The organism is Streptomyces gilvus, assembly GCF_022513565.1.
Taxonomy (GTDB): Bacteria; Actinomycetota; Actinomycetes; order Streptomycetales; family Streptomycetaceae; genus Streptomyces; species Streptomyces gilvus.
This window is the reverse complement of record NZ_JAKWBE010000005.1, coordinates 277,642-302,072: the sequence shown is the minus strand read 5'-3', so window position 1 is coordinate 302,072 and position 24,431 is coordinate 277,642. Positions and strand designations below refer to the sequence as shown.

Sequence of the window (24,431 nt, the reverse complement as noted above, 5' to 3'; positions counted from 1 at the left end):
CGCCGGGCGGGTCGTACGGGGACCTGGTGGGACGCGGTGGAGCGGGCCCGGCACGGTCAGGTCCGCCGCGCCGCCCAGTCGATGCCGCCCAGCAGATGGGCGCGGAAACCGGTGTCGTCGTACGCCTCGGCGGCATGCCCCAGTGCCGTGTAGAAAACCCTCCCGGCGCCTTGCTCACGGCACCAGACCAGAGGATGGTCCGCGCCCATGCCGCCGCCGTGGTACGACGACTCGTCGGCGCGGACGAGGACGCGTGCCGAACCGCGGGGGTTGGTGCGGAAGTCGTACCACTCGTCGGTGAACTCCCAGACGGCCGGGAGGTGTCGGGTCGCGGGATGCTCGCGGTCCTCCACCACGGCCTTTCCCGGCTGGTAGTCCGGGTGCCGGTCGAACCGGGCGCCCAACAGCTCGCTGTAGTAGGGCCATTCGTACTCCGTGCAGGCCGCCGCGTGAACCCCGACGAACCCGCCGCCCGACTCCACGTACCCGGCGAGCCGCTCCCGTCCCGCCGGGGTGAGCACCTCACCGCTGGTGGAGAGGAAGACGACGGCCGCGTACCGATCCAGGGGCTCCTCGAGGGCGGCTGGGTCCTCGCTGTGGTCGACGTCGAAGTCCCCGAGCGTGCGTACGGCGGCGACGGCTGCCGGGATGGAGTCGTGGCGGTAGGCGGTGGTGCGGGTGTACACGAGGAGTCGGGGGATCATGGCATCCGAGCCTAGCCGCCGGGGGTTGCGCGGTGGTCTGGTGCCGTGACAAGTGGGCGACGGCCAGTACTTCACGACCGGCGGCCCACGGACCGGCGCTCAGATCGACGCGCAATTCTCCTGCAGGACCGGTGAACCGGCGCAACAAAGCGACTAGGGCGTGTTGCGAAAGTGGATCAAGGGGCTCGTTCGGTGTCTGGTACGGGTCGTGTGATGCTGGCGCAATGACTGATCAACGCGAGGTTGCCATCGTCCGCTGGCCAGGTCAGGGCCCTTCCGTGGATCGGTTGGCCGAGTTGTTGGCGGCCTACCATCTGCGGACGGAGGCCGAAAAGGGCGAGGCCGCTGTCGATGTGGATGGGTTGCCGGACCGCTACCGGGCAGAAATCTTGGACCCGCGGGGCGCGTTTGCCGATGATGTTGTCCTGATGGCTCTGAGCGGCGAAACAGCCGTGGGCTGCCTGGTGGTGACCGCCCCCGTCGGTGGGCGGTCGGAGGTCAAGAGGCTCTGGACAGACCCGGCATTCCGGAGCCGGGGCATCGCGTCCGGCCTGGTCAGCGCCGCGCTTGCGCATTCCGCGGAAAGCGGCGTCAGCACGGTACGGCTGTCGGTATGGAAGTGGCGGGCAGGGGCCATCGCCCTGTACGAGCGGCTCGGCTTCACCGTCGCCGAATCGTGGGAGGAACGGGATCAACTGGTGTGCATGGAGCGTGCCGTGTGAGTGGTCACAGCCACTCGTTGATAGCTGCGACCAGCACGGTTGCCTCGTATCGGACGGCGAGCTTGTCGTATCTCGTAGCCACAGCCCGGTGGCGCTTGAGGCGATTGATCCCGCACTCCACCGCGTGGCGCTCTTTGTAGTCGGCCTTGTCGAACTTCGGCGGTCGGCCGCCGCGGGAGCCACGCTTCTTGCGGTTGCGGACCTGGTCGGCCTTCTCCGGGATCGTGCAACGGATGCCACGCCGGCGCAGGTAGGCGCGGTTCGCGCGTGACCCGTATGCCTTGTCAGCGCGGACCTTGTCCGGCCGGGTGCGCGGCCGGCCCAGGCCGAGGCGGGGTACCCGGATGGCCTCCAGAACCGGCTGGAACTGCGGGCTGTCGTGTCGCTGGCCTGCCGTGACCAACAGCGACAACGGCTTCTGCCCCTGCTCAACCGCCAAATGCAGCTTCGTGGTCAGCCCGCCTCGCGAGCGCCCCAGGCCGTGGTCGTCGGGCTCGGTGTCGACGCCGCCAGGAGGCTCCTTCTGCTCGGCCCCTTTTTGCGGGCCCCGGCAGCATGCTGGTGGGCCCGCGCGATCGTGGAGTCCACGCTGACGTCCCAGGTGATCAGCCCCTTCGCGTCGGCCTCGGCCTGCAGCTGTACGAAGATCTGCTTCCAGATGCCGTCGCGCTGCCAGCGCCGGAACAGGTCGTAGGCCCGGTCCCACGGCCCGTACCGCTCCGGCACGTCGCGCCACGGCGCACCGGCCCTGGTCCGCCACCGTATGCCGTCGATCAGCTGCCGCCGCGTCCACGTCTGCGGACGGCCCGGCTTCTTGCCCGTCGGCAACAACGGCTCCAGCCGGGCCCACTGGCCGTTCGTCAGATCTCCACGCCCCACGACGCGTGATCATCCACGACCTTGATCTACTTTCGCAACACGCCCTAGTTGGACCGTTTCGTCCACCGCCCGGGACCCGTCCCCGCGACAATGCGTGCATGAATGACGACTGGCGGCAACAGATCGACGCGCTCCACGACGAACTGGTCCGGCGTGACGACCCCGCGGCCTGGGTGCGGGAGCACGACGCGATGGAGGCCTCGCTGCGGTATCCGCACTTCGCCCTGCGTGGACCGGTGTTCGGGGTGGCGGTGCGCGATCCGGCGGCCGGACCAGAGTGGCGGGTGCTGAAGCCGGTGGTGGACGGGATGCCGCAGGTGGCGCGGGACGGGCTGCAGTCGTATCTCTTCTTCCGCGCCAAGGACGACACCGACGACCGCGTCGAGCGCCGCGAACTGCTGGCAGCCGTCGACGTGTTGACACGGGAACCGGTGAACGAGATCGAGGCGTGCGGGGTGTGCTACCGCGTGGTGCGCGGGGACGAGTTCACCCGGGCCGGCGACGACGGGCTGGAGCCGCCCCGGCCCACCGACCGCGAGCCCTTGGAGCGGGTCTGGGAACGTCAGGGGCGGGACACCTCGTCGCCGGACGTCGGGTTCGTCCTCGACCCGCAGCGCACCGAGGGCCCGGCCGCCGGTGCGCTGCGGCTGGGGCTGCGGAACTTCGTCTACGCCGGCGACCGCTTCCCCGGCGAGGTGATCACGGACTCCGAGCGGTCCGTGACCACCCACCCCGAACTGGTGCTGCTGCCCACGGGCTTCGGTGTGGTCGAGCGGGACGACGACGGCGGCTGGCAGCCGCGCGGCACGCTCCTGCCCACCCCGCACGCCGCCCGGCGGATGCTGTACGACGGCATGGCCGAGACCTGGGCGCTGCTGTTCGGGTTCGACGAGGCGAAGAAGGCCCGTTACGCGAAGGCGGCCGAGGAGTTCCGGGTCCTCGGCCGCGCCGACGAGTTCCTTGTCGACGACCGGCTGTTCAGGATCTGCCGCATCGAGCGCCTGCTGCGGATGGGACCGGACGGCCCGGAGCCGCCGCGCCCTTCGGATGTGGACGACTACGGCCCCATGAAGATGCATCCGACGATGGACGAGGACGGCAACCTCACCTACGACGGCTGATCAACAGCCCTCGCAGGGAACGTCGTTGTTGGGGGCTCCGTCGCCGTTCGGCGGCAGGTCGCCACGCCTGACCGGCGCCGGGGAGGTCGCCCCGGGTGCGGGGGCGGGCGGCAGCAGAGCGTCGAGTTCGGCGGCGGAGGGCCGGTGGACGGCGAGGGCGGCGTCGCGCAGGGTCTCGCGCGCTACGCCGGAGCCGCTGAGCAGGATGGTGTAGCCCTGCTTCGGCACCGCGTACCCGTTCCAGGTCCCGGCGGTGCGGTACCAGTCGTCCCCGTCGCGGGTGCACTTCGTGAGGCCGACGGACGCGTCACTGCCGCCTACCGGCTGCTGGGCGCAGGTGCCGGCGGTGAACGTGACCCGGTCGACGCGAAGTTCGAGCTGGGTGCCGGTCCGCTCCGACCAGTAGGCGGCGGAGAAGCCGTCGTCGCCGGACACGCCCACGGACTGCGGGGCGAGGGTGTAGCCGGGGGCCTCGGTGACGTAGACGAGTTCCGGGGCGATGCCCAACGCCTTGGCGCGGGCGGCGAGTTCGGCCGGGTCGGCGGCCGCGGTGGAAGAACCGTCGCCGGGTCCGGTGCCGGCCGACGCCTTCTCGGTGCCGCAACCGGTCAGCAGCAGCGCGGGCAACAACAGGAGCGGCGGCAGGACGCGCAGGGTGCGCCAGGCACGGATCATGCCCCCATCCTGCCGCACAGGTGTTCCACAGTGGAGCCGGTGCTGCGTAGTGTCGGCTGCGATGAACGCCATCCCCGCACATCTGGACCACCTCGTCCTCGCGACCCCCGATCTGGCGGCGACCGTCGCCGACTTCACCGAGCGCACCGGCGTGGAGCCCGCTCCCGGCGGCGCGCATGTCGGGCTGGGAACCCGCAACCACCTTGTCTCGCTGGGTTGTTCACGCTATCTGGAGATCGTCGGTCCGGACCCCGAGCAGATGCGGCCGGACGGCCCCCGCCCGTTCGCGGTGGACGATCTGGCCTCGGCCCGGACCGTGACCTGGGCCATCAGTCCGCCCGACCTGGACTCGGCGGTGGCCGCGGCCCGGGCCCGGGGCTACGACCCCGGTGACATCCGCCCGATGAGCCGTCGCCGCCCCGACGGCACCCTCTTGCGGTGGCGCCTGACCGACGGCGACACGCAGCACCCCTCAGGCCTGGTGCCGTTCCTCATCGACTGGGGGTCGTCCGTCCACCCGACCGCCACCGACCTGCCCACCACTCCCCTGCTGGAACTGACCGCCAGCGCCCCCGACCCGGACGAGATCCGCCCGCTGCTCTCCGCACTGGACACCGAACTCACCCTGATACAGGGCCCGTTGAGCATCACCTTCACGGTGGACACACCCCTCGGGCCGGTCACCTTCGCGTGAGCCGTGAGCCGTGAGCCGTGAGCGGTGAGCCAGCAGCCAACGACCCCGCCCACCGCCCACCGCCCACCGCCCACGATGTCCGATTCCTTCAAGACCATCGGCGTCCCCCCTGCCTACGGTGGCCCCATGACTCCACATTTCGCCGTGATCGGCGTGGTCGCCTCCGACATGGCGGCCTCGCTCGCCTTTTACCGCCGCCTCGGCCTCGTCTTCCCGGAGGGTGCCGAGGAGCAGCCCCACGTCGAGGCCGAGCTGCCCGGTGGTCTGACGCTCGCCCTGGACACCGAGGAGACGATCCGCTCCTTCCACTCCGTATGGCGGCCGCCGAGCGGTGGCGGCCGGATCTCGCTCGCCTTCCGGTGCGGGTCACCGGCCGAGGTGGACGCCGTGTACGAGGACCTGGTCGGTGCGGGTCACCACGGCGAGCTCAAGCCGTGGGACGCGTTCTGGGGCATGCGGTACGCGGTCGTCCACGACCCGGACGGCAACGGCGTCGACCTGTTCGCCCAGCTACCCCAGTAGCTCACCGAGTGGCAGCCCCGCCAACTCCCGTACGTCCCGTGCCAGATGGGCCTGGTCCGCGAACCCGGCGAGCGCGGCCGTCTCCGCGAACGGCACGCCTCGCCGGGCGAGCTTCAGGGCCCGCTGCAGGCGCAGCACCCGCCCGAGGGTCTTGGGTCCGTATCCGAAGGCGGTCAAGGCCCGTCGGTGCAACTGCCGCACACTGAAACCGAGTTCATCGGCGACGGCAGCTACGGGCCGTCCCGCGTCGAGGGCAATGACGAGGCGCCGTAGCAGCGGATCGGGCGGTTCCTTGTCCGCCGCCATGCGCAATGCGAGCTTTTCGAGACCGCTTTCGGGATCAGCGGCCGCATTCACAAGGGCGGTGATCCGACGAACCTCGGAAAGGGGCCGCAGATCCGCGAGTTCGACGCGCCGGTCGCGCAATTCATGGGCGGGTACGCCGAGTAGAGCGGGTGCGGTGCCGGGGTAGAAACGGATTCCCGCCCATATTCCGGCGGAACCCTCGGTGACATAGGCGTGGGTGTCCGGCCCGGCGACCAATAGCCGTCCCTCGTGCCAGAGCAGATCCATGCATCCGTCGGGCAGCACGCGTCCCACGCCGGCCTCGGACGGGGTATTCGTCCAGAGCACCGCCCCGCTGAGCGAAGAGGGCCTCTCCCGGTACACGGGGATCAGCCTACGCGCCCGCGGTCCGCGCCTCTAAGGGAAACCCTGGTCCGGTCCGCGGGCGATGGCGAGGTCGCCCGTGCGTAGCCGTACGGGAGCGCTTTCATCGGGTGTGATCCAGGCGTCGCCGCGGACCATCAGCATCACCGTGAGCGGGGCGCGGTCCGCGACGCGCACGGCCCACGGCGGGTCGAAGCAGGCGCGGATCATGAAGGCGCCACGCGCGCGTGGGCCCTCCAGCAGGCCGGCGAGAGCGTCCATGCGGTCAGCGTGGACGCGGGCACATGGGTGCCGCCGGGCTGACCGTGCGGGCGGCCTCATGCGCGCAGGGGTTCGACTGGACGGAGCGGTCGACGTGGGCGGAAACGCTGCGGGGCGCGGACGCGGCGTATCTCGTCTGTCCGACCGATGTCGGTGCGCCCGAGGCTGCGCGCAACGTCGGGCTGTTCGCGCACGAGGCGGTCGGGCTCGGCGTGCGCAGGCTGGTGCTGCTGTCGGCGCGGGGCGAGGAGCGGGCGCGGCCCACCGAGGAGGCGCTGCGGGCGGCGCGGCGTGAGCTGTCGTACCGGGCGGTGCCGGCGCGGGAGTACGGCGCGCGGCTGGCCGGGTTCGGGGTGGCGCCGGAGGAGGTCGCGTTCCTGGTCGAGCTGTTCGAGTCGCTGCTGGACGGGCGGAACGCGTATCTGTCGGACGGGGTTCGGCGGGTGCTGGGGCGCGAGCCGCGCGATTTCGCGGACTTCGCCGGAAAGGCAGCGATGGCGGGCGCATGGAAGGGGTGAGCGGTCAGGAATCTTCGGGCTTGTGCGGCGGGTGGGTGCTCTTGACGTGGGTGCGCAGGCGTGAGGTGACGTCCTCCGGCGGCAGGAAACGCGACCAGCGCTCGGGGAACTCCGAGGGCATGTCGGGGTCGTCGGGGTCGGTCTCCAGGCCCGCGGCCGTGCGGGCCACATGTTCGGCCAGCTGTGCCTCGCGCAGGCGTTCGTTGGCGGCGCGGGCCGCGGCCGTCGCGGCGGCCGGCCAGACCCGGTCGATGGCCGCGTTGACCGCGGCCCCGACGAGCACCGCGAAGGCGCCGACGCCGATCCACAGCAGCACGGCGACGGACGCGGCGAGGGAGCCGTAGATGGTGGCTCCCTCGATGGTGTGCGTGATGTAGATGCGCAGCAGGAAACTGCCCAGCACCCACATGGCCAGGGCCACGAGGGAGCCGGGCACGTCCTCGATCCAGGGGGAACGCACGGGCACGGACACGTGGTAGAGCGTGGTGAGGAAAACGATCGACAGGACGATGACGACGGGCCAGTACAGGACCTGCACCAGCGTCTCCGACCAGGGCACGATGCGTACGACGGCGTCGGGGCCCGCCACCATCAGCGGCAGCGCGATCGAGCCGATCACCAGGGCCACGATGAACAGCAGGAACGACATCACCCGGGTCTTGACGATGCCGCGCACGCCGTCGAGGCCGTACATCACGGTGATGGTGTCGATGAATACGTTTACGGCGCGGGATCCCGACCACAGGGCGAAGAGGAAACCGACCGAGATGACATCGGGGCGGCCGCCCCTGACCACGTCGTGCAGGATCGGCTGGGCGATCTCGGTGACGCCCTTGTCGGAGAGCACGGTGCGGGAGGCGTCCAGGATGTTGTTCTGGAGGCTGCTGATGGTGTCGGTGCCGGTCCAGTCGTCGACGTAGCCGAGCAGGCCGATGAGGCTGAGCAGCAGCGGCGGCACAGACAGCAGCGTGAAGAACGCGGCTTCGGCCGCGAGGCCCAGGATGCGGTACTCCATGCAGGAGTTGACGGTGTCCTTGAGCAGCAGCCAGGCGGTCCGGCGCTTGGAGACGTTCCGGTAGAGGGCACGCGCCCGGTGGAGGCGGCCGGAGGGCCGTTCGGAAGGTTCACTTGCTGGCTGCACGACCTAACGGTATCCGCCGTGCGCGGCTCCACTCATCCCCTGGTCCCGGGCTTCGCACCGGCAACACGGCGGAAACGGATCGCCGACAGATCCCCCTTTTTCTGTCATGTCCGCGTTGGCCGGATTGCTCCCCCATCATTCTGTCGTCTTTTGTAAACGGCACACGTCGTCCCGTTGATCGACGTTTCCACCAGGTCCGGAAATCGCCAATGACCCGAACCCTCTTGAAGCGTGCATGAACTTTCCGAAACAATTCGGACCGTATTCGTTGTGCATGCCGAGAACGGCTCAGGCGCACACGACACGGGGGACATCAGTGGTCACGAACAGAACTCATCCCATCCCTTTCTCCTGACCACTCATTTCACTTCCGCACCGATTCGGACCCAGTCGTGAACGGCGGACGGGACGACACCGTACTTCTCTCCGGGAAATCCCATGGGAACCGAGCGAGCCGCAAAAGGCGTAAGGCATGTAAAACCGTAAGGAGCGCTCGTGGTGGGAAAAGTCGAGACCGTCACCGAAAACGTCCTGGCCGAGGTGCTGGCGGGTGTCGTGCGCAGGGAACACATACCCGTCGACAGTCACTTCTTCGACGATCTCGGAGCCAACTCGCTGGTCATGGCGCACTTCTGTGCCCGGGTCCGTAAACGGCAGGACCTGCCGTCGGTGTCGATGAAGGACGTGTACGGCCATCCCACGATCCGCAGGCTCGCGGCGGCCCTCGACACACTGCCCGCACCCGCCCCATCCCCTGCCGAGGCCGGAGCCGAGGCCGACGCCGACGCCGACGCCGAGCCGGCCCTGCCGGGCAGCACGCCGCGCTACCTGCTGTGCGGCACCCTGCAGTTCCTGTTCTTCGCCGGGTACTGCCTGCTCGCCGGGGTGGTCCTGGGCCGGGGCTACGAGTGGATCTCCGCCGTGGACGGGGCGGTGGACGTCTATGTCCGGTCGCTGGTGTTCGGCGCGGCGGTGTTCGCGGGGGCGTGTCTGCTGCCGGTGGCCGCGAAATGGCTGCTGGTGGGGCGGTGGAAGGAGACCGTTTTCCCGGTCTGGAGCCTCGCCTATGTGCGTTTCTGGACGGTGAAGGCGCTGCTGCACGCCAGCCCGATGCTCCTGTTCACCGGCAGCCCGCTGTACGTCCTCTACCTGCGGGCCCTCGGCGCCAGGATCGGCAGGGGCGTCACAATCCTGTCCCACTCGGTGCCGGTCTGCACCGACCTGCTGACCGTCGGCGCCGGTTCGGTGATCCGTAAAGACGCTTTCTACCTCTGTTACCAGGCCCGTGCCGGACGCATCCGCACCGGCCGGGTGACGCTGGGCAGCGAGGTGTATGTCGGTGAGAAGACCGTCCTGGAGATCGGCACGACGATGGGCGACGGCGCCCAGCTCGGCCACTCCTCCGCCCTCTACGGCGGCGCGGCGGTCCCGCCGGGCGAGCGGTGGCACGGCTCGCCCGCCCAGCCCACCGACGTGGACTACGTCCGCGTCCCGCCGGCTCCCTGCTCCACCCGGCGCCGCGCGGTCTACGCGCTGGCCGGCCTGCTGCGGACGCTGCTGCTCTACGTCCCGCTGGCGGTGGGCGGGACCTATCTGCTGCTGACCGTGGTCCCCGCCCTGGGTGCCCTGCTCGACCCCACCTCCCAGGATCTGACCACGGGGCGCTTCTACGGCGAGGCACTGGGCCTGTCGCTCGTCGCCTACGCCGGCTACGTGGTCCTCGGGTTCGCCGCCGTGTCCCTGCTGCCACGTGCTTTGAGCCCGTTGCTGCGCGCGGACCGGGTCTATCCGCTCTACGGTTTCCACTACTCCGTGCAGCGTGCGATCGCCCGCGTCACCAACATCAAGTTCTTCACGTGGGTGTGCGGCGACAGCTCGTACATCGTCCCCTACCTGCGCGCCGTCGGTTACGACCTCTCGCGGGTGGAGCAGACCGGCTCCAACTTCGGCGCCGAGGTGCGGCACGAGACGCCGTACCTGGCCACCGTGGGCAGCGGCACCATGGTCGCCGACGGGCTGTCGGTCGTGAACGCCGACTTCTCCGGCACGTCGTTCCGTGTCTCCCGCGCGACGATAGGAGGGCGCAACTTCCTCGGGAACAACATCGCCTACCCCAGCGGCGGCCGCACCGGCGAGAACTGTCTGCTGGCGACGAAGGTGATGGTCCCGCTGGACGGCGAGATCCGTGAGGGCGTGGGCCTGCTGGGCTCGCCCTGTTTCGAGATCCCGCGCTCGGTGGAGCGCGACAGCCGCTTCGACCATCTGCGCGAGGGGGCCGAACTGCGCCGCAGGCTGGCCCTGAAGAACCGGTTCAACCTCCGTTCCATGGGTCTGTTCCTGTTTCTGCGCTGGCTGGACTGGTTCGTGCTCGGCGTGATCGGCTTCGCCGCCTTCGATCTGTACGGCAGCCACGGCACGGTCGGCGGCCTGCTGATCGGTGCGTCCCTGATCGTCGGACTCGCTTTCAGTACCGCTTACTACGTGCTCGTGGAGCGGCTGATCGGCCGGTTCCGGCCGCTGGCGCCGAAGCTGTGCTCGATCTACGACCCGTACTTCTGGTGGCACGAGCGGCTGTGGAAGGTGCCCGACAACCATCTGGTCGTCCTCAACGGGACACCGTTCAAGAACCTCGTCTGGCGGGCGCTGGGGGTGCGGCTCGGGCGGCGTGTCTTCGACGACGGCTGCTACATCACCGAGCGCACCCTCGCCGCGATCGGCGACGACTGCACGCTCGCCGCGCACACCAAGGTGCAGGCCCACTCCCAGGAGGACGGCACCTTCAAGTCCGACCACATCACCATCGGCGCCGGCTGCACGCTCGGCACCGGAGCGCTCGTGCACTACGGCGTGTCCATGGGCGACGGGGCCGTCCTCGCGCCCGACTCCTTCCTGATGAAGGGCGAGGAGATGCCGGCCGGCGCGCGATGGGGCGGAAACCCGGCGGTCGCGCCACGGCACGGCTGACCGGACGGCAAGGAAAGAAAACAGGGGGAAGAGATCCATGGACATCATCCCGCGCTGGACGCTCGACCCGGTACCGGGCGTCGCGGAGTACGACATCGCACTGCCGGAGAGCGTGCCGGGCGATCCGTCGGCCCTCGCGGCCGCCCACCAAAGGGTGCTCGCCGAACTCTCCGGCGAACACGCAACCCCGGCCCTCGCCGACCCCGGTCTGCAGGTCGGTCTCCAGGGCCGCACCCTGCGGCTGCGCTACCGCACCGACCTCCTCGACGCCCGGGCCGCCGCCCGTGTCGCCGGATACCACCTCACCGCCCTCACCGACCCGCACCGGCCCACCCTGCTCTCCGAGGAGGAACTCCGCTTCCAGCTGGACGAGTTGGCGGGTCCGTGCCGACCGCTGCCGGACCGGCGGGTGCACGAGCTGTTCGAGGAGCGGGTGGCGCTGCACCCGTACGAGGTGGCCGTCGTCCAGGACGGCCGGCGGTGGACGTACGGCGAGCTGAACTCCCGTGCCAACCGCATAGCGCGGGCGCTGCTCGCCCGGGGGCTGCGGCACGAGGGTGTGGTCGCCGTGGTGATGGAGCGGAACCTGGACTGGGCGGCGGCCGTGCTCGGCGTGCTGAAGGCGGGCGGTGTCTATCTGCCCGTCGAGCCGCACTTCCCGGCCGACCGGATCGCGCGGACGCTTCAGCGGGCCCAGTGCGGCCTGGTCCTCACCGAGCACGGCAGCGACACCCGGGTGGGCGGGCGCGTGCGTAAGCTGTTCGTGGACATGGCGTACGGCGAGGGGCACGCCGAGCGCGATCTCGGACTGCCCGTCACGGCCGGCCAACTCGCCTACATCTACTTCACGTCGGGCTCCACCGGTGAGCCGAAGGGCGCGATGTGCGAGCACGCCGGGTTCGTCAACCACGTCCTGGCGAAGATCGCCGACCTGGGCGTCGGCGCCGGCCGGACGGTCGCGCAGACCGCGCCGCAGTGCTTCGACATCTCCCTGTGGCAGCTGGTCTCCGCGCTGCTGACCGGCGGGCGGACGCTGATCGTCGGGCAGGAGACGATCCTCGACGTGCCGCGGTTCGTGGACACGATCGCGCGGGGCCGCGTCGACGTGCTGCAGGTGGTGCCGTCGTATCTGGAGGCGGTGCTGGCCGAGTTGGAGCAGCGGCCGCGCGAACTGCCGGACCTGCGCTGTGTGTCGGTGACCGGGGAGGCGGTGAAGCGGGAGCTGGTCGAGCGCTGGTTCGCCGTCGAGCCCGGCATCCGCCTGGTCAACGCCTATGGCCTGACGGAGACTTCCGACGACACCAACCACGAGGTGATGGACCGGGCGCCGGACGGGGCCCGGGTGCCGCTCGGGCGGCCGATCGCGAACGTCCGCGTCTACGTCGTCGACGAGGACCTGGTGCCCGTGCCGCTGGGCGCGCCCGGCGAGATCGTCTTCTCCGGGGTGTGCGTGGGCCGCGGGTACGTCAACGACCCCGAGCGGACCAAGGCGGCCTTCACCGACGACCCGTACCGGCCCGGAGAGCGGCTGTACCGCAGCGGGGATCACGGGCGCTGGCGGCCGGACGGGAAGCTGGAGTTCCTCGGGCGCCGGGACAGCCAGGTCAAGGTGCGCGGATTCCGGGTGGAGATCGGCGAGATCGAGAACGCGCTGCTGCGGGTGGCCGGTGTGCGCGACGGCGCGGTGGTCGTCGTGGGGGGTGCGCGGCTGGTGGCGTTCTGCACGGGGCCCGATCCGGTGGGCGCCGACCGGGTGCGGGCTCGGCTGGCCGAGTCGCTGCCGCAGTACATGGTGCCGGCGGTCGTGCACTGGCGGGAGCGGCTGCCCCTGACCGATAACGGCAAGACCGACCGCAAGGCCCTCACCTGCCTTGCCGACCGGCTGGATCGCGAAACCTCCGCGGACCGGCAGCCGGAATGCGACACCTCCGGTGGTCCGGACGGCCCCGGGGAGCGGCGCATGGCCGCCGCCTGGGCCGAGGTGCTCGGCATTCCCGCGGACCGGATCGGCCGCCGGGACCACTTCTTCGACCGCGGCGGCACCTCGCTGTCCGCCGTGAAGCTCGCGATCGCCCTGGACCGGGCGGTCACCGTCGACGACGTCACCCGCCACCCGGTCCTCGCCGACCTGGCGGGCCTGTTGCACCAGCGCCACGGAAAGGAACCTGTGCGATGACGCACGTCTCCCCGGCTCTTTCGCCCGACATCGACACAGCCCCCGGCCGCCCACCGCTCCTGCACGCCAAGCCGGAGGCCGGTGCGGCGAGTTGGGCCGCCGAGCACCGTGACGTGCTGCGTGCCGCGGTCGCCGGGCACGGCAGCCTGCTCGTGCGTGGGCTCGGCCTGACCGAACCGGCCGCCGTACGGGCGGTGTTCGGGCACCTCACCGACGCGCTGATGGCCGACCGCGAGCCGTTCGCGCCCCGCCGCTCCTACGGGGACGGCGTGTACTCCTCCTCCAAGTGGCCGCCCAACCAGCAGATGTGCATGCACCACGAGCTGAGTTACTCGCTCGAGTTCCCGGGTGTGCTGCTCTTCGCCTGTCTGGAGGCGCCGGAGTCGGGCGGGGCGACCGCCCTCGCCGACGCACCGTCCGTGCTGGAGGCGCTGCCCGTCGAGCTGACCGAGCGGTTCGAGCGGGAGGGCTGGCTGCTGACCCGGACGTACAACGACGAGATCGGCGCCACGGTCGAGGAGGCCTTCGGCACCGACGAGCGGGCCGCCGTGGAACGGCACTGCCGCGCCCACGCCATCGAGTTCGCCTGGCGGGACGACGGCTCCCTGTGCACCCGGCAGCACCGCCCGGCGGTGGTCCGGCACCCGGCTGACGGCCGGCGCTGCTGGTTCAACCAGATCGCCTTCCTCAACGAGTGGACCATGGACGCGGAGGTGCGCGAGTACCTGGTCGACGTGTACGGCCCCGACGGGCTGCCCTTCAACACCCGCCACGGGAACGGCGATCCGCTCGACGAGGGCGTCGTACGCGCCATCAACGAGGTGTACGAGGCGCACGCCCTGCGCGAGCCGTGGCAGTCCGGCGATCTGCTGCTCGTCGACAACATCCGCACGGCGCACAGCCGGGAGCCCTTCGAGGGCCCGCGCGAGGTGCTGGCCGCGCTCGGTGATCCCGTACGGCTGACCGACTGCGCGCCGACTTTCGAGGTGAGGGCCGTATGACCACCGACCGTATGACCACCGACCGTATGACCACCGACCGTATGACCGCCGCGGCACCGTCCTTCTCCGTCATCTCCGGAGAGCGGGTCCAACAGGTCCTGCACGGGCGGGAGTCCGAGATCGCCGAGCTCGTCGAGGCCGTGTACCTCCTGCACGGGGCGGGCGAGTCGGTGAACCCGCCGTCGTTCTTCCTGCGCTTCCCGGACCGTCCGGCCTCCCGGATCATCGCGCTGCCCGCCTCGCTCGGCGGACCGCTGCGGGTGGACGGACTGAAATGGATCTCCAGTTTCCCGGACAACACACGGTCCGGTCTGCCGCGCGCCTCGGCGGTGCTGATCCTCAACGATCCCGAAACCGGTTACCCGTTCGCCTGTCTGGAGAGCTCGGTCATCAGTGCCACCCGCACGGCCGCCTCGGCCGCGCTGGCGGCCGACCGGCTGAGCCGGAGCCGACCGCGGCCGACGCGGGTGGGGTTCGTGGGAACCGGCCTGATCGCGCGCTACATCCACACCCATCTCACGGCCACCGGCTGGGAGTTCGAGGAGACGGGCGTGTACGACGTGTCGTCGCGCAGCGCGGCGGGGTTTTGCGGCTATCTGGAGCGGACGGGCGCGAAGGGGAGGATCGGTGTGCACGAGGACGCCGAGTCCGTGGTCCGCGCCTCGGACCTGCTGGTCTTCGCGACGGTCGCCGCCGAGCCGCACATCCACGACCCGTCGTGGTTCGCGCACCGTCCGCTGGTGCTGCACGTGTCGTTGCGGGACCTCGATCCGAGGATCCTGCTGGACTCGGCCAACTACGTGGACGACGTCGAGCACTGTCTGAAGGCGCAGACCTCGCCGCATCTGGCCGAACAGCTCACCGGGGGCCGCGACTTCCTGGACGGCACGCTCCATGACGTGCTGACCGGCCGGGTGAGCGTCCCGGACGACCGGACGGTGGTGTTCTCGCCGTTCGGACTGGGGGTGCTCGACCTGGCGGTCGGCAGGTTCGTCCACGACGAGGTGGCCCGCCGGGGCGGGCTCGACGTCGTCGAGGGGTTCTTCCACGAGCTGCGCCGGTACGGCTGACCGGCCCGGCTGCGTGACGCATGAGAAGGGGGCATCATGCCCGTCATTTCCGACCCTGTTCAGTTCAACGAGGAGGAGCTCTATGTCGACCTGCGGGCCGCGCTGGGGCTGCCGCTGTACCTGAAGTGCGAGGGGTTCAACTTCGCCGGCTCCATCAAGATCAAGGCGGCCGCCGAGATGGTGGACGCGGCCGAGCGGGAGGGGCTGCTGCGGCCCGGCTCCGTGCTGGTCGAGTCGTCGTCCGGGAACCTGGGTGTCGCGCTCAGCGTGATCGCGGCCAGTCGTGGACACCGGTTCCTGTGCGTTACCGACGCGCGCTGCAACGAGCCCACGATCCGGCTGATGGAGGCGCTGGGCAGCGAGGTGCACGTGATCGAGGAGCCGGATCCGCGCGGCGGTTTCCTGGGCGCGCGGATGGCGTACGTGGGCGCGTTGTGCGCGTCCGACGACAGATACGTGTGGCTCAACCAGTACACCAACCACGGAAACTGGAAGGCGCACTACCGGACGACCGCGCCGGCCATCGGCCGCCGCTTCCCGCACCTGGACGTCCTGTTCGTCGGGGCGGGCACGACCGGGACCCTGATGGGCTGCGCCCGCTGGTTCTGGCAGTGGCGGCGCCGGGTGCGGATCGTGGCCGTCGACAGCGTGGGCTCGGTGAGTTTCGGCGGGGCGCCCGGGCGCCGGATGATCCCCGGGCTGGGTGCGAGCGTGCCGCCGCGGCTGCTCGACGAGTCGTACGTCGACGACCTGGTCCGGGTGGAGGAGAGCGACACGGTGCTGGCGTGCCGGCGGCTCGCCGCCCGGGGCTTCCTGTTCGGCGGCTCGACGGGAACGGTGATCAGCGGCGCGGGCCAGTGGCTGGCGGAACATGGCCGCAAGGGCCTCACGGCGGTGGCGATCGCCCCGGACCTCGGCGAGCGCTACCTGGACACGGTGTACCGGGAGGGGTGGCCGTCGGACGCGCTGGAGCGGGAGCCGGCGATGGCCCGGCTCGCGTGACGCACCGCCCGGCGCACCGAAGTGTGCTGACCGGCGCCGCTACGGGGTACTTTCGCGGCATGGCAGGCACCACGCACACCGTGACCAACCAGCCCCCGCCTCTGACCGGCTACGACGTCTACGGCGCCGACCGTGCCCTGACCGCGGCCGTCGCTCGCCATCTCGCCCCGGATCTGCTCGACGAGGTCCGGGCCGAGCTGTCGGCGCTCGGGCGGTCCGCCGGGTCGGCGCAACTGCAGGAGTGGGCCGCCCAGGCCGACGAGAACCCGCCCCGGCTGCGCACGCACGACCGCTACGGCCACCGTGTCGACGAGGTCGACTTCCACCCCGCCTGGCACCGGCTGCTCGGCAAGGGCGTCGCGGCCGGGCTGACCGCTGCCTGGACCCGGCCGGGCGGCCATGTGCGCAGAGCGGCGGCGTTCGTGGTGTGGACCCAGGTGGACGCCGGCAATCTCTGCCCGCTGTCGATGACGCACGCCGCCGTCCCCGCCCTGCGCACCGATCCCGCTCTCGCCGCGGAGTGGGAGCCCCGGCTGACGTCGATGATCTACGACCGCGAGCTCAGGCCGGCCCGGCTCAAGGCCGGATCCCTGTTCGGCATGGGCATGACCGAGAAGCAGGGCGGCAGCGACGTACGGGCGAACACGACGGCCGCCCGGCCGCTCACCGGGGACGGGGAGTACGAGCTCACCGGTCACAAGTGGTTCTGTTCGGCGCCCATGTCCGACGGGTTCCTGGTGCTCGCGCAGGCGCCCGGCGGACTGACCTGTTTCCTTGTGCCGCGGGTGCTGGAAGACGGTTCCCGCAACGTTTTCCTCATCCAGCGCCTCAAGGACAAGCTCGGCAACCGGTCGAACGCGTCGAGCGAGGTCGAGTTCGACGGGACCTGGGCGCGCCGGGTCGGCGAGGAGGGGCGCGGGGTGCGCACCATCATCGACATGGTGGCCGCGACCCGGCTGGACTGCGTGCTGGGCTCGGCGGGCCTGATGCGGCAGGCGGTCGCGCAGGCCGTGCACCACTGCGCCCACCGGGAGGCGTTCGGCGCGAAGCTCGCCGACCAGCCGCTGATGCGCAACGTGCTGGCCGACCTGGCGCTGGAGTCGGAGGCGGCGACCACCCTCGCGCTCAGGCTCGCGGCCGCCTGCGACGAGGGCGGCGAGCAGGAGCGGGCGCTGCTGCGGATCGCCGTGCCGGCCGCCAAGTACTGGGTGACGAAGCGGTGCGCGCCGGTCGTCGTGGAGGCCGCGGAGTGCCTCGGTGGCAACGGTTACGTCGAGGAGTCCGGCATGCCCCGGCTGGTCCGCGAGTCGCCGCTGAACTCGGTCTGGGAGGGCGCCGGAAACGTCCAGGCGCTGGACGTGCTGCGCGCGCTGCAGCGCGAACCGCACGCCCTGAACGCGTATCTCCAGGAGGTCGGCAAGGCCCGCGGCGCCGACCACCGCCTCGACGGCGCGATCAAGGACCTGCTGACCGAACTCGCCGACCTGGACGGCATCGAGACCCGAGCCCGCCGCCTGACGGAACGCCTCGCCCTGGTCCTCCAGGGCTCCCTCCTGGCCCGCTTCGCCCCACCCGAAGTGGCCGACGCCTTCTGCGCCTCCCGCCTGGGATCGGACGGAGGAGCAGCCTTCGGCACGCTGCCCCACACGCTGAACCTGGCATCAGTAGTGGACCGAGCCCGCCCTACGAACTGACGAGAGGCCCAACACCCCCAAGGGGCGCGGGGCTGTGTCCATGTGCGGCTCCGCCGCGCGGGCGCGACAAGCCACACACAGCCCGCACCCGCCACACCACACCAAGCCGCACCCCAGGAGGCGCCCCCGGCCGAATCGCCGAAGGCGGAGGTGGTGCTGCGCCGACACGGCACCACCCCCGCCGCACTGGCCCGTTCGAGGCCGTGAACGCCGCTCGGGACGGCGTCGCTCAATATTCAAACAAGCTCGGAGCGTTCACCAGGGTTGCAAGGGGTTGCAACTTGGTGCTGTCTGTGGCCGGACTGTGTCCGTCCGTCACCCGGGACCGGCACTATGAGACGGACAGTCAAGACGACCCCGGGGAGGACCAGTGGCACTCTCGCCGACGGACGTGGCGCAGCTCGCCGTGGTCGACACGGCGCGTGCGGCGCGGGTACTCAGCGAGGTCCGTTCCGCCACGCTCGCCGGCGGACGCGGGCCCGTCGCCCCGCGCCCGGTGATCGAACAGTCCTGGGAGCGCATGCTGCGCGGCGGCATCGATCCGGACCGGGACCGGCGCTCCGGCCTGCTCTCGCCCGAGGAGGTGCGCAGGCGCCGGGAGAGCACGGAGCTGCGGCACGTCCTGCCGGTGCTGCGGGAGGGTCTGCTGTCGGTGGCGGACGTCGCCCACCACATCATGGTGGTCGCCGACCAGGACGGCCGGGTGCTGTGGCGGGAGGGCAGTCCCCCGGTGCTGCGCCGGGCCGACGGGCTCGGCTTCGAACTGGGCGCGGACTGGCGGGAGAACGTCGTCGGTACCAACGGCATCGGCACCCCGGCGGTCGTACGGCGGCCGGTGCAGGTCTTCGCCTCCGAGCACTTCGTGCGTTCGCAGACCAGCTGGACCTGCAGCGGCGCCCCGATCACCGATCCGCGCGACGGCCGGCTGCTCGGTGTGGTGGACGTCAGCGGGCCGCTGGAGACGATGCACCCGGCGACGCTCGCCTGGGTCGACTCGGTGGCCAAGCTCGCCGAGTCCCGGTTGCGCGAGCTGCATCTGGGTGCGCTGGAGCGGCTGCGGGCCACGGCGGCCCCGGTGCTGGCCCGGCTGAGCGGGAAGGCGCTGGTGGTGGACCGGGACGGCTGGACGGCCGCGGTCACCGGGATGCCGTACACCGGCCGGATCGCCCTGCCCAAGTCCCTGTCGGCGGGCCGCCGGTGGCTGCCGCCGCTCGGGCTGTGCTCGGTGGAGCCGCTGGCCGGGGGCTGGTTGGTGCGCGCCTCGGCCGAGCCGGAGCCGAGGACGGCGACCCGGGTCGTGCTGGACCTCTCCCAGCCGCGCCGCTGGTCGGTGACGGTGTCCGGGAGCGCGGGCTCCTGGAGCCGCGAACTGAGTCCCCGGCACGCGGAGTTGCTGTACCTGCTGGCGCTGCGGCGGGTCGGGCACAGTGCCGCGGGGCTGGCCGAGGAGGTGTTCGGTGATCCGGCGCGCACGGTGACCGTGCGCGCCGAGATGTCGCGTGTGCGGCGCTACCTGGGCAGTGTGCTGGAGCACCGGCCGTACCGCTTCGGGGAGGGCGCGGAGGTCGGACTGGTGCTGCCGGAGGACCCGCACGATCTGCTGCCGCACTCGACGGCGCCCGCGGTCGTCAACGCGCGGATGACGGACGGGATGCCCCGAATGTGTCCTTCCGGTCTCACCGAGTGACCGTGACGCACCATCTTCCGCATATTTGCAGGGTCTTCGTGCCGAGCCGCCCTTGACTGCCGTAGCATCCCTCTACGGGCCACCCCACCTGCGCCTTTGGTCAACACACGGACCATTGGCCGCAGTTGGCTCGCCTCGGGAGGACCTATGAAGAGTCGTGGCAGGCACCGTCGGCAGAAGCGTGGCCGCGCGCTGCGCGCTTTCCTGGCCGGGACCGCTCTCGCGCTCACCGCGGCCGCCACCATGATCAGCGCCTCGCAGGCCACGGTGAGTGAGGACCCGGGCGGTCTGAAGGCGCTCGACATGGCCCGGGCCTCCGGGTTCCCGCTCCAGGAGCATCTGGTCCCGCGGGCCACCCTGGACCGGCTCGCCTCGGTGATGGGCAGACCCGTCGGGGTGCGCTCCGTCCTCGCGGACACCGACCGCTCGCTGCGCACCCCGGCCGACTGCACGACCGCCGACCGCTCGGCGCTGCCGGTCGAACCGGCGGCCACGCGCGCGTACTGCTGGGACGCCGCCGACACCCGCGGCTGGCGGGCCGGCGCGGTGACGACCTCCGGGGACGCCGACGACGACGGCCACTGGGGCGACGACCGGGTGATCCTCTCCGGCTGGAGCCACGACACCGGCCGCGCGGGCAGTCCGGGTCTGGCGCGGGTCGCCTTCGTCAACGCCGACGACCCCGACCGCCTCACCTACACCTGGGCGCTGCTGGCCGTGCCGACCGACGGCGGCCGCAACTACACGGGCCTGTCCTCCGCCGTCTCGGGACTGGTCTGGTACCAGGACAAGCTGCTGGTCACCGCCGCCGAGAGCCTGTATGTCTACGATCTGCGCCGCGTCCAGCGGGCCTCCGTGGACAGCGACCGGGTCGGCCGGGTCCGCGGCGGCTGGTCGGCGTACGGGGCCCGCTACGTGCTGCCCGCCGTGGGGTCGTACGCGCTCGGCCGGGGCACCCCGCGTCCGGCGGCGGTCTCCCTCGACCGCAGTACCGCGCCCGACAGCCTGGTGGCGAGCGAGGCGGTGCCCGCGAACAGCGACCGGCACACCCGGCTGTGGCGCTACCCCTTCAGCAGCGACCCGGCCCGCGCCGGCCTGCTGGCCACCGACGCCGAGGGGCGGGCGGTCGCCAGTGAGGCGTACGAGTCGAAGACGACCGGTGTCACCGGTGTCCTGTCGTACGGCTCCGACTGGTATCTGGACCAGCCGTCCGACAGTCGAGACGGGCGGGGCACGCTCTGGCGGCAGGACCGGCGGGAGGCGAGGGCCACCGAGTGCGGTTCGGACGACTCGCACTACTGCTGGGGCGGCCAGGCTGGCTCGTTGTCGTTCTGGGAGGAGACCGGCGAGGTCTGGTCCCAGTCGGGGCGGATGCTGTACGCGCTGCCGCTGAGCTCGATCGACAGATCCATGGCCGAATGATTTTCTGGCGGGCATGACGAACATCCCCGTGACCACCTGGTCGCTGGAGCAGACCGCCCCGACCGACCTCCTGCCGGCCGCCGCGCCCGAGGGGGACGTGCGGATCGTCCGCTCCGAGGTGCCCTCCCCCGAGTTCAGCCGTTTCCTGTACGCGTCCGTGGGCGGCGACATCCGCTGGATCGACCGGCTCGGCTGGAGTCACGCGCGGTGGCTGGAGCACCTTCGGCGGCCGGGCGTGGAGACCTGGGTCGCCCACGACCGGGGCACGCCCGCCGGTTACGTGGAGCTGGAGCCGCAGGACGACGGGGTCGTGGAGATCGTTTACTTCGGGCTCATCCCGGCCTTCCGCGGCCGGCGCGTCGGCGGGCACCTGCTGTCGTACGGCGTCGCCCGGGCCTGGGACCTCGCGGACCGCTGGCCGGGGCTGGCCGGGACCAAGCGGGTCTGGTTGCATACGTGCAGCCTGGACGGGGAGCACGCGATGGACAACTACCTCCGGCGGGGCTTCAGGCTCTTCGACACCAAGGTCGAGGAGCAGCCGGAGGTGGCCGCACCGGGCCCGTGGCCGGGCGCATACCCCGTCTGACCTGCGAGGACAAGACCGTGTGCGGAGCATGTGATCGATGACACCCATGTCTTGCCCATCGAGACAAGGGTGTCCGCATGGCGGACGAAGCTGGACTGTGTCCAGATTGCCATGACACGCTTCCGTCATGTCTGGAACTGGAATTGCCTTGGTGAGTCGGCGGCACGTCGACCTCGGCCGCATGTCCAGCGCCATCTGTCCGGCGAGCTGACCGCCACAGCGAAGCCCGACATCTCCTGACATTCCCTCTCTTTTGCGCAGCGCCGCGCACGTATGCCCATGCGCCCGAACGCGCAGGTCAGAGCCGAATTCCCGCCTGTCCCGAAGGACGTAACCACCATGGCCGCCACCCCGCAGAAGCCCGCCGCCGCGCCAGTCCGCCGCAAGGTGAGCCGTCACCGCGGTGAGGGCCAGTGGGCGATGGGGCACCACACCCCGCTCAACGGCAACGAGCAGTTCAAGAAGGACGACGACGGTCTCAATGTGCGGACACGCATTGAGACGATCTACTCCAAGCGGGGCTTCGACTCCATCGACCCCAACGACCTGCGCGGGCGGATGCGCTGGTGGGGCCTGTACACCCAGCGCAAGCCCGGGATCGACGGCGGCAAGACCGCGATCCTGGAGCCGGAGGAGCTGGACGACAAGTACTTCATGCTGCGGGTACGGATCGACGGCGGCCGTCTCACCACCCAGCAGCTGCGGGTGATCGGTGGGATCTCCGAGGAGTTCGCGCGGGGCAGCGCGGACATCACCGACCGGCAGAACATCCAGCTGCACTGGATCCGCATCGAGGACGTGCCGGAGATCTGGAACCGCCTGGAGGCGGTCGGGCTGTCCACCACCGAGGCCTGCGGCGACTGCCCGCGTGTCGTCATCGGCTCGCCGGTCGCGGGCATCGCCGAGGACGAGATCATCGACGGCAGCTGGGCGATCGACGAGATCCACAACCGTTACATCGGCAGCAAGGAGTTCTCCAACCTGCCGCGCAAGTTCAAGACGGCGATCTCCGGTTCCCCGCTCCTCGACGTGGTCCACGAGATCAACGACGTCGCCTTCGTGGGCGTCGAGCACCCCGAGCACGGCCCCGGGTTCGACCTGTGGGTCGGCGGCGGCCTGTCCACCAACCCGAAGATCGGCGTCCGGCTCGGCGCCTGGGTGCCGCTGGAGGAGGTCCCCGAGGTCTGGGCGGGTGTCGTCGGTATCTTCCGCGACTACGGTTACCGGCGCCTTCGGACCAGGGCCCGGCTGAAGTTCCTGGTCGCCGACTGGGGCGCGGAGAAGTTCCGGCAGGTGCTGGAGGAGCAGTACCTCAAGCGCGCGCTGGTCGACGGCCCGCCGCCCGCCGAGCCGCTGCAGCGCTGGCGTGACCACGTCGGTGTGCACCGGCAGAAGGACGGCCGTTACTACGTCGGTTTCGCACCGCGCGTCGGCCGCGTCGACGGCACCACCCTCACCAAGATCGCCGACCTGGCGGAGGCCCACGGCTCGGGCCGGGTGCGCACCACCGTCGAGCAGAAGATGATCGTCCTCGACGTCGCCGAGGAGCAGGTCGAGCCGCTGGTCGCGGCGCTGGAGGCGCTGGACCTCACGGCCAAGCCGTCCCCGTTCCGGCGCGGCACGATGGCCTGCACCGGCATCGAGTACTGCAAGCTCGCCATCGTCGAGACCAAGCAGCGCGGTTCCGCGCTGATCGAGGAACTCGAGCGTCGCATCCCGGACTTCGACGAGCCGATCACCATCAACCTCAACGGCTGCCCGAACGCCTGCGCCCGTATCCAGGTGGCGGACATCGGTCTCAAGGGCCAGCTGGTCCTCAACGACCGGGGCGAGCAGGTCGAGGGCTACCAGGTGCACCTGGGCGGCGCGCTCGGTCTGGACGCCGGCTTCGGCCGCAAGGTCCGTGGTCTGAAGGTGACGTCCGAGGAGCTGCCGGACTACGTCGAGCGGGTCCTGAAGCGGTTCCGGGCCGAGCGCGAAGAGGGCGAGCGGTTCGCCGCCTGGGCCGCGCGCGCCTCCGAGGAGGCCCTGTCGTGAGCGAGCGGGCCGCCCCCTTCTACTGCCCCTACTGCGGCGACGAGGATCTGCGTCCGGCCGAACAGGGCCACGGCGCCTGGGAATGCGCGGCGTGCAACCGGGCCTTCCAGTTGAAGTTCCTCGGGCTGCTCGCCCGGGGCCTTCAGCACTCCGACGCAGGGGGAGACCAGATATGAACGCCGTGACGGAAGACCGTACGACCGAGCAGCTCAAGGCGCTCGCCGAGCAGGCGGGCCGCGACCTGGAGGACGCCTCCGCGCTGGAGATCCTCCAGTGGGCCGCGGAAACCTTCGGGAAGCGTTTCTGCGTGACCTCGTCGATGGAGGACGCGGTGGTCGCCCACCTCGCCTCCCGCGCGATGCCCGGTGTCGACGTCGTGTTCCTCGACACCGGTTACCACTTCCCGGAGACCATCGGCACCCGTGACGCGGTCGAGGCGGTGATGGACGTCAACGTCATCACCCTCACCCCCCGTCAGACGGTCGCCGAGCAGGACGCGGAGTACGGCCCGAAGCTGCACGACCGCGACCCCGACCTGTGCTGCAAACTGCGCAAGGTCCAGCCGCTGGAGCAGGGCCTCGCGCACTACACGGCCTGGGCGACCGGTCTGCGCCGTGACGAGTCCCCGACCCGGGCGAACACCCCGGTCGTCGGGTGGGACGAGAAGCGGCAGAAGGTCAAGATCTCGCCGATCGCCCGCTGGAGCCAGGACGACGTGGACGCCTACGTGGCCGAACACGGCGTGCTGACCAACCCGTTGCTGATGGACGGCTACGCCTCCGTGGGCTGCGCCCCCTGCACCCGCCGGGTCCTTGAGGGCGAGGACGCGCGGGCCGGGCGCTGGGCGGGCCGGGCCAAGACCGAGTGCGGGCTGCACGAATGACGA

The 24,431-nt window shown here is 70.9% G+C and carries 23 protein-coding genes and 1 pseudogene; 18 read left to right on the top strand and 6 right to left on the bottom strand.

The genetic code is table 11. The features are described 5' to 3' along the window. Positions 1–56: 56 nt before the first annotated feature. Complete coding sequence (locus MKW14_RS11380; RefSeq protein WP_240861778.1) at positions 57–704, bottom strand: ThuA domain-containing protein; 648 nt, start codon at positions 702–704, stop codon at positions 57–59. A 224-nt stretch (positions 705–928) separates the two neighbouring features. Here MKW14_RS11380 and MKW14_RS11375 point away from each other — a divergent pair, with 224 nt between their 5' ends. Beyond that, positions 929–1,426: a GNAT family N-acetyltransferase gene (locus tag MKW14_RS11375; protein ID WP_240861776.1), complete on the top strand. Its 498-nt coding sequence runs from the start codon at positions 929–931 to the stop codon at positions 1,424–1,426. 4 nt (positions 1,427–1,430) lie between these two features. Here the strand turns inward: MKW14_RS11375 and MKW14_RS11370 are convergent. Next, positions 1,431–2,305, bottom strand: a protein-coding gene (locus MKW14_RS11370; RefSeq protein WP_374116554.1) for an IS5 family transposase whose coding sequence is annotated in 2 segments (ribosomal slippage) — positions 1,431–1,912 and positions 1,912–2,305 — 876 coding nt in all. Because the reading frame shifts where the segments join, the coding sequence is not laid out codon by codon here. 98 nt (positions 2,306–2,403) lie between these two features. Between MKW14_RS11370 and MKW14_RS11365 the strand changes: the two genes are divergently transcribed. After that, positions 2,404–3,426: a DUF5954 family protein gene (locus MKW14_RS11365; RefSeq protein WP_240861774.1), complete on the top strand. Its 1,023-nt coding sequence runs from the start codon at positions 2,404–2,406 to the stop codon at positions 3,424–3,426. Here the strand turns inward: MKW14_RS11365 and MKW14_RS11360 are convergent, their stop codons facing one another. Further along, the gene (locus MKW14_RS11360; RefSeq protein WP_240861773.1) at positions 3,427–4,101 is read right to left on the bottom strand and encodes a hypothetical protein; all 675 of its coding nucleotides are present in this window, start codon (positions 4,099–4,101) and stop codon (positions 3,427–3,429) included. It lies immediately after the preceding gene. A 61-nt stretch (positions 4,102–4,162) separates the two neighbouring features. On the opposite strand from MKW14_RS11360, the gene MKW14_RS11355 reads away from it, so the two are divergent. Both MKW14_RS11355 and MKW14_RS11350 read left to right on the top strand, forming a co-directional pair. Further along, positions 4,163–4,795 (top strand): VOC family protein, encoded by a 633-nt coding sequence (locus tag MKW14_RS11355; protein ID WP_240861771.1) that lies wholly within the window; start codon positions 4,163–4,165, stop codon positions 4,793–4,795. 126 nt (positions 4,796–4,921) lie between these two features. Next, positions 4,922–5,317, top strand: coding sequence for a VOC family protein (locus MKW14_RS11350; protein WP_240861769.1), 396 nt, complete (start codon positions 4,922–4,924; stop codon positions 5,315–5,317). On the opposite strand, the gene MKW14_RS11345 is transcribed toward MKW14_RS11350, so the two are convergent. Further along, positions 5,306–5,986 carry a helix-turn-helix transcriptional regulator gene (locus MKW14_RS11345; RefSeq protein WP_240861767.1) on the bottom strand — a complete coding sequence of 227 codons (681 nt, stop codon included), beginning with the start codon at positions 5,984–5,986 and terminating at the stop codon, positions 5,306–5,308. The genes MKW14_RS11350 and MKW14_RS11345 overlap by 12 nt on opposite strands. Positions 5,987–6,034: 48 nt before the next feature. Beyond that, a pseudogene (locus MKW14_RS11340) lies at positions 6,035–6,247 on the bottom strand (cupin domain-containing protein); the annotation flags it as partial. Positions 6,248–6,270: 23 nt separating this feature from the next. Here MKW14_RS11340 and MKW14_RS11335 point away from each other — a divergent pair. Next, on the top strand, positions 6,271–6,765 hold the full coding sequence (locus tag MKW14_RS11335) for a hypothetical protein (RefSeq protein ID WP_240861765.1): 495 nt from the start codon (positions 6,271–6,273) through the stop codon (positions 6,763–6,765). 4 nt (positions 6,766–6,769) lie between these two features. On the opposite strand, the gene MKW14_RS11330 is transcribed toward MKW14_RS11335, so the two are convergent. Further along, entirely contained in the window at positions 6,770–7,906 is a 1,137-nt protein-coding gene (locus MKW14_RS11330) for a YihY/virulence factor BrkB family protein (RefSeq protein WP_240861764.1), read from the bottom strand. A 498-nt stretch (positions 7,907–8,404) separates the two neighbouring features. Here MKW14_RS11330 and MKW14_RS11325 point away from each other — a divergent pair, with 498 nt between their 5' ends. The 13 genes from MKW14_RS11325 to MKW14_RS11270 all read left to right on the top strand — a co-directional run bounded on the left by MKW14_RS11325 (position 8,405) and on the right by MKW14_RS11270 (position 24,428). Then, a complete protein-coding gene (locus MKW14_RS11325) occupies positions 8,405–10,870 on the top strand; it encodes a Pls/PosA family non-ribosomal peptide synthetase (RefSeq protein ID WP_240861833.1) in 2,466 nt (821 codons plus the stop codon). 37 nt (positions 10,871–10,907) lie between these two features. Then, positions 10,908–13,046 carry a non-ribosomal peptide synthetase gene (locus tag MKW14_RS11320; protein WP_240861762.1) on the top strand — a complete coding sequence of 713 codons (2,139 nt, stop codon included), beginning with the start codon at positions 10,908–10,910 and terminating at the stop codon, positions 13,044–13,046. Further along, a complete protein-coding gene (locus MKW14_RS11315; protein ID WP_240861760.1) occupies positions 13,043–14,047 on the top strand; it encodes a TauD/TfdA family dioxygenase in 1,005 nt (334 codons plus the stop codon). Before MKW14_RS11320 ends, MKW14_RS11315 begins: the two co-directional genes overlap by 4 nt. Further along, entirely contained in the window at positions 14,044–15,117 is a 1,074-nt protein-coding gene (gene sbnB / locus MKW14_RS11310; RefSeq protein WP_240861758.1) for a 2,3-diaminopropionate biosynthesis protein SbnB, read from the top strand. The genes MKW14_RS11315 and sbnB overlap by 4 nt, the downstream gene beginning before the upstream one ends. Before the next feature lie 36 nt (positions 15,118–15,153). After that, positions 15,154–16,119, top strand: coding sequence for a 2,3-diaminopropionate biosynthesis protein SbnA (gene sbnA, locus MKW14_RS11305; RefSeq protein ID WP_240861756.1), 966 nt, complete (start codon positions 15,154–15,156; stop codon positions 16,117–16,119). A 59-nt stretch (positions 16,120–16,178) separates the two neighbouring features. Next, positions 16,179–17,813 carry an acyl-CoA dehydrogenase family protein gene (locus MKW14_RS11300; RefSeq protein WP_240861754.1) on the top strand — a complete coding sequence of 545 codons (1,635 nt, stop codon included), beginning with the start codon at positions 16,179–16,181 and terminating at the stop codon, positions 17,811–17,813. Between the two features lie 370 nt (positions 17,814–18,183). Further along, complete coding sequence (locus MKW14_RS11295; protein ID WP_240861753.1) at positions 18,184–19,500, top strand: GAF domain-containing protein; 1,317 nt, start codon at positions 18,184–18,186, stop codon at positions 19,498–19,500. A 147-nt stretch (positions 19,501–19,647) separates the two neighbouring features. Then, complete coding sequence (locus tag MKW14_RS11290) at positions 19,648–20,922, top strand: hypothetical protein (RefSeq protein ID WP_240861751.1); 1,275 nt, start codon at positions 19,648–19,650, stop codon at positions 20,920–20,922. A 13-nt stretch (positions 20,923–20,935) separates the two neighbouring features. Continuing rightward, positions 20,936–21,508: a GNAT family N-acetyltransferase gene (locus MKW14_RS11285; RefSeq protein ID WP_240861749.1), complete on the top strand. Its 573-nt coding sequence runs from the start codon at positions 20,936–20,938 to the stop codon at positions 21,506–21,508. A gap of 127 nt (positions 21,509–21,635) precedes the next feature. Then, complete coding sequence (locus MKW14_RS41535; protein WP_309486338.1) at positions 21,636–21,719, top strand: putative leader peptide; 84 nt, start codon at positions 21,636–21,638, stop codon at positions 21,717–21,719. Between the two features lie 128 nt (positions 21,720–21,847). Next, positions 21,848–23,545 carry a nitrite/sulfite reductase gene (locus tag MKW14_RS11280; RefSeq protein WP_240861747.1) on the top strand — a complete coding sequence of 566 codons (1,698 nt, stop codon included), beginning with the start codon at positions 21,848–21,850 and terminating at the stop codon, positions 23,543–23,545. After that, the gene (locus MKW14_RS11275) at positions 23,542–23,721 is read left to right on the top strand and encodes a hypothetical protein (RefSeq protein ID WP_240861745.1); all 180 of its coding nucleotides are present in this window, start codon (positions 23,542–23,544) and stop codon (positions 23,719–23,721) included. The genes MKW14_RS11280 and MKW14_RS11275 overlap by 4 nt, the downstream gene beginning before the upstream one ends. Then, positions 23,718–24,428 (top strand): phosphoadenylyl-sulfate reductase, encoded by a 711-nt coding sequence (locus MKW14_RS11270; RefSeq protein ID WP_240861743.1) that lies wholly within the window; start codon positions 23,718–23,720, stop codon positions 24,426–24,428. Before MKW14_RS11275 ends, MKW14_RS11270 begins: the two co-directional genes overlap by 4 nt. Positions 24,429–24,431 lie beyond the last annotated feature (3 nt).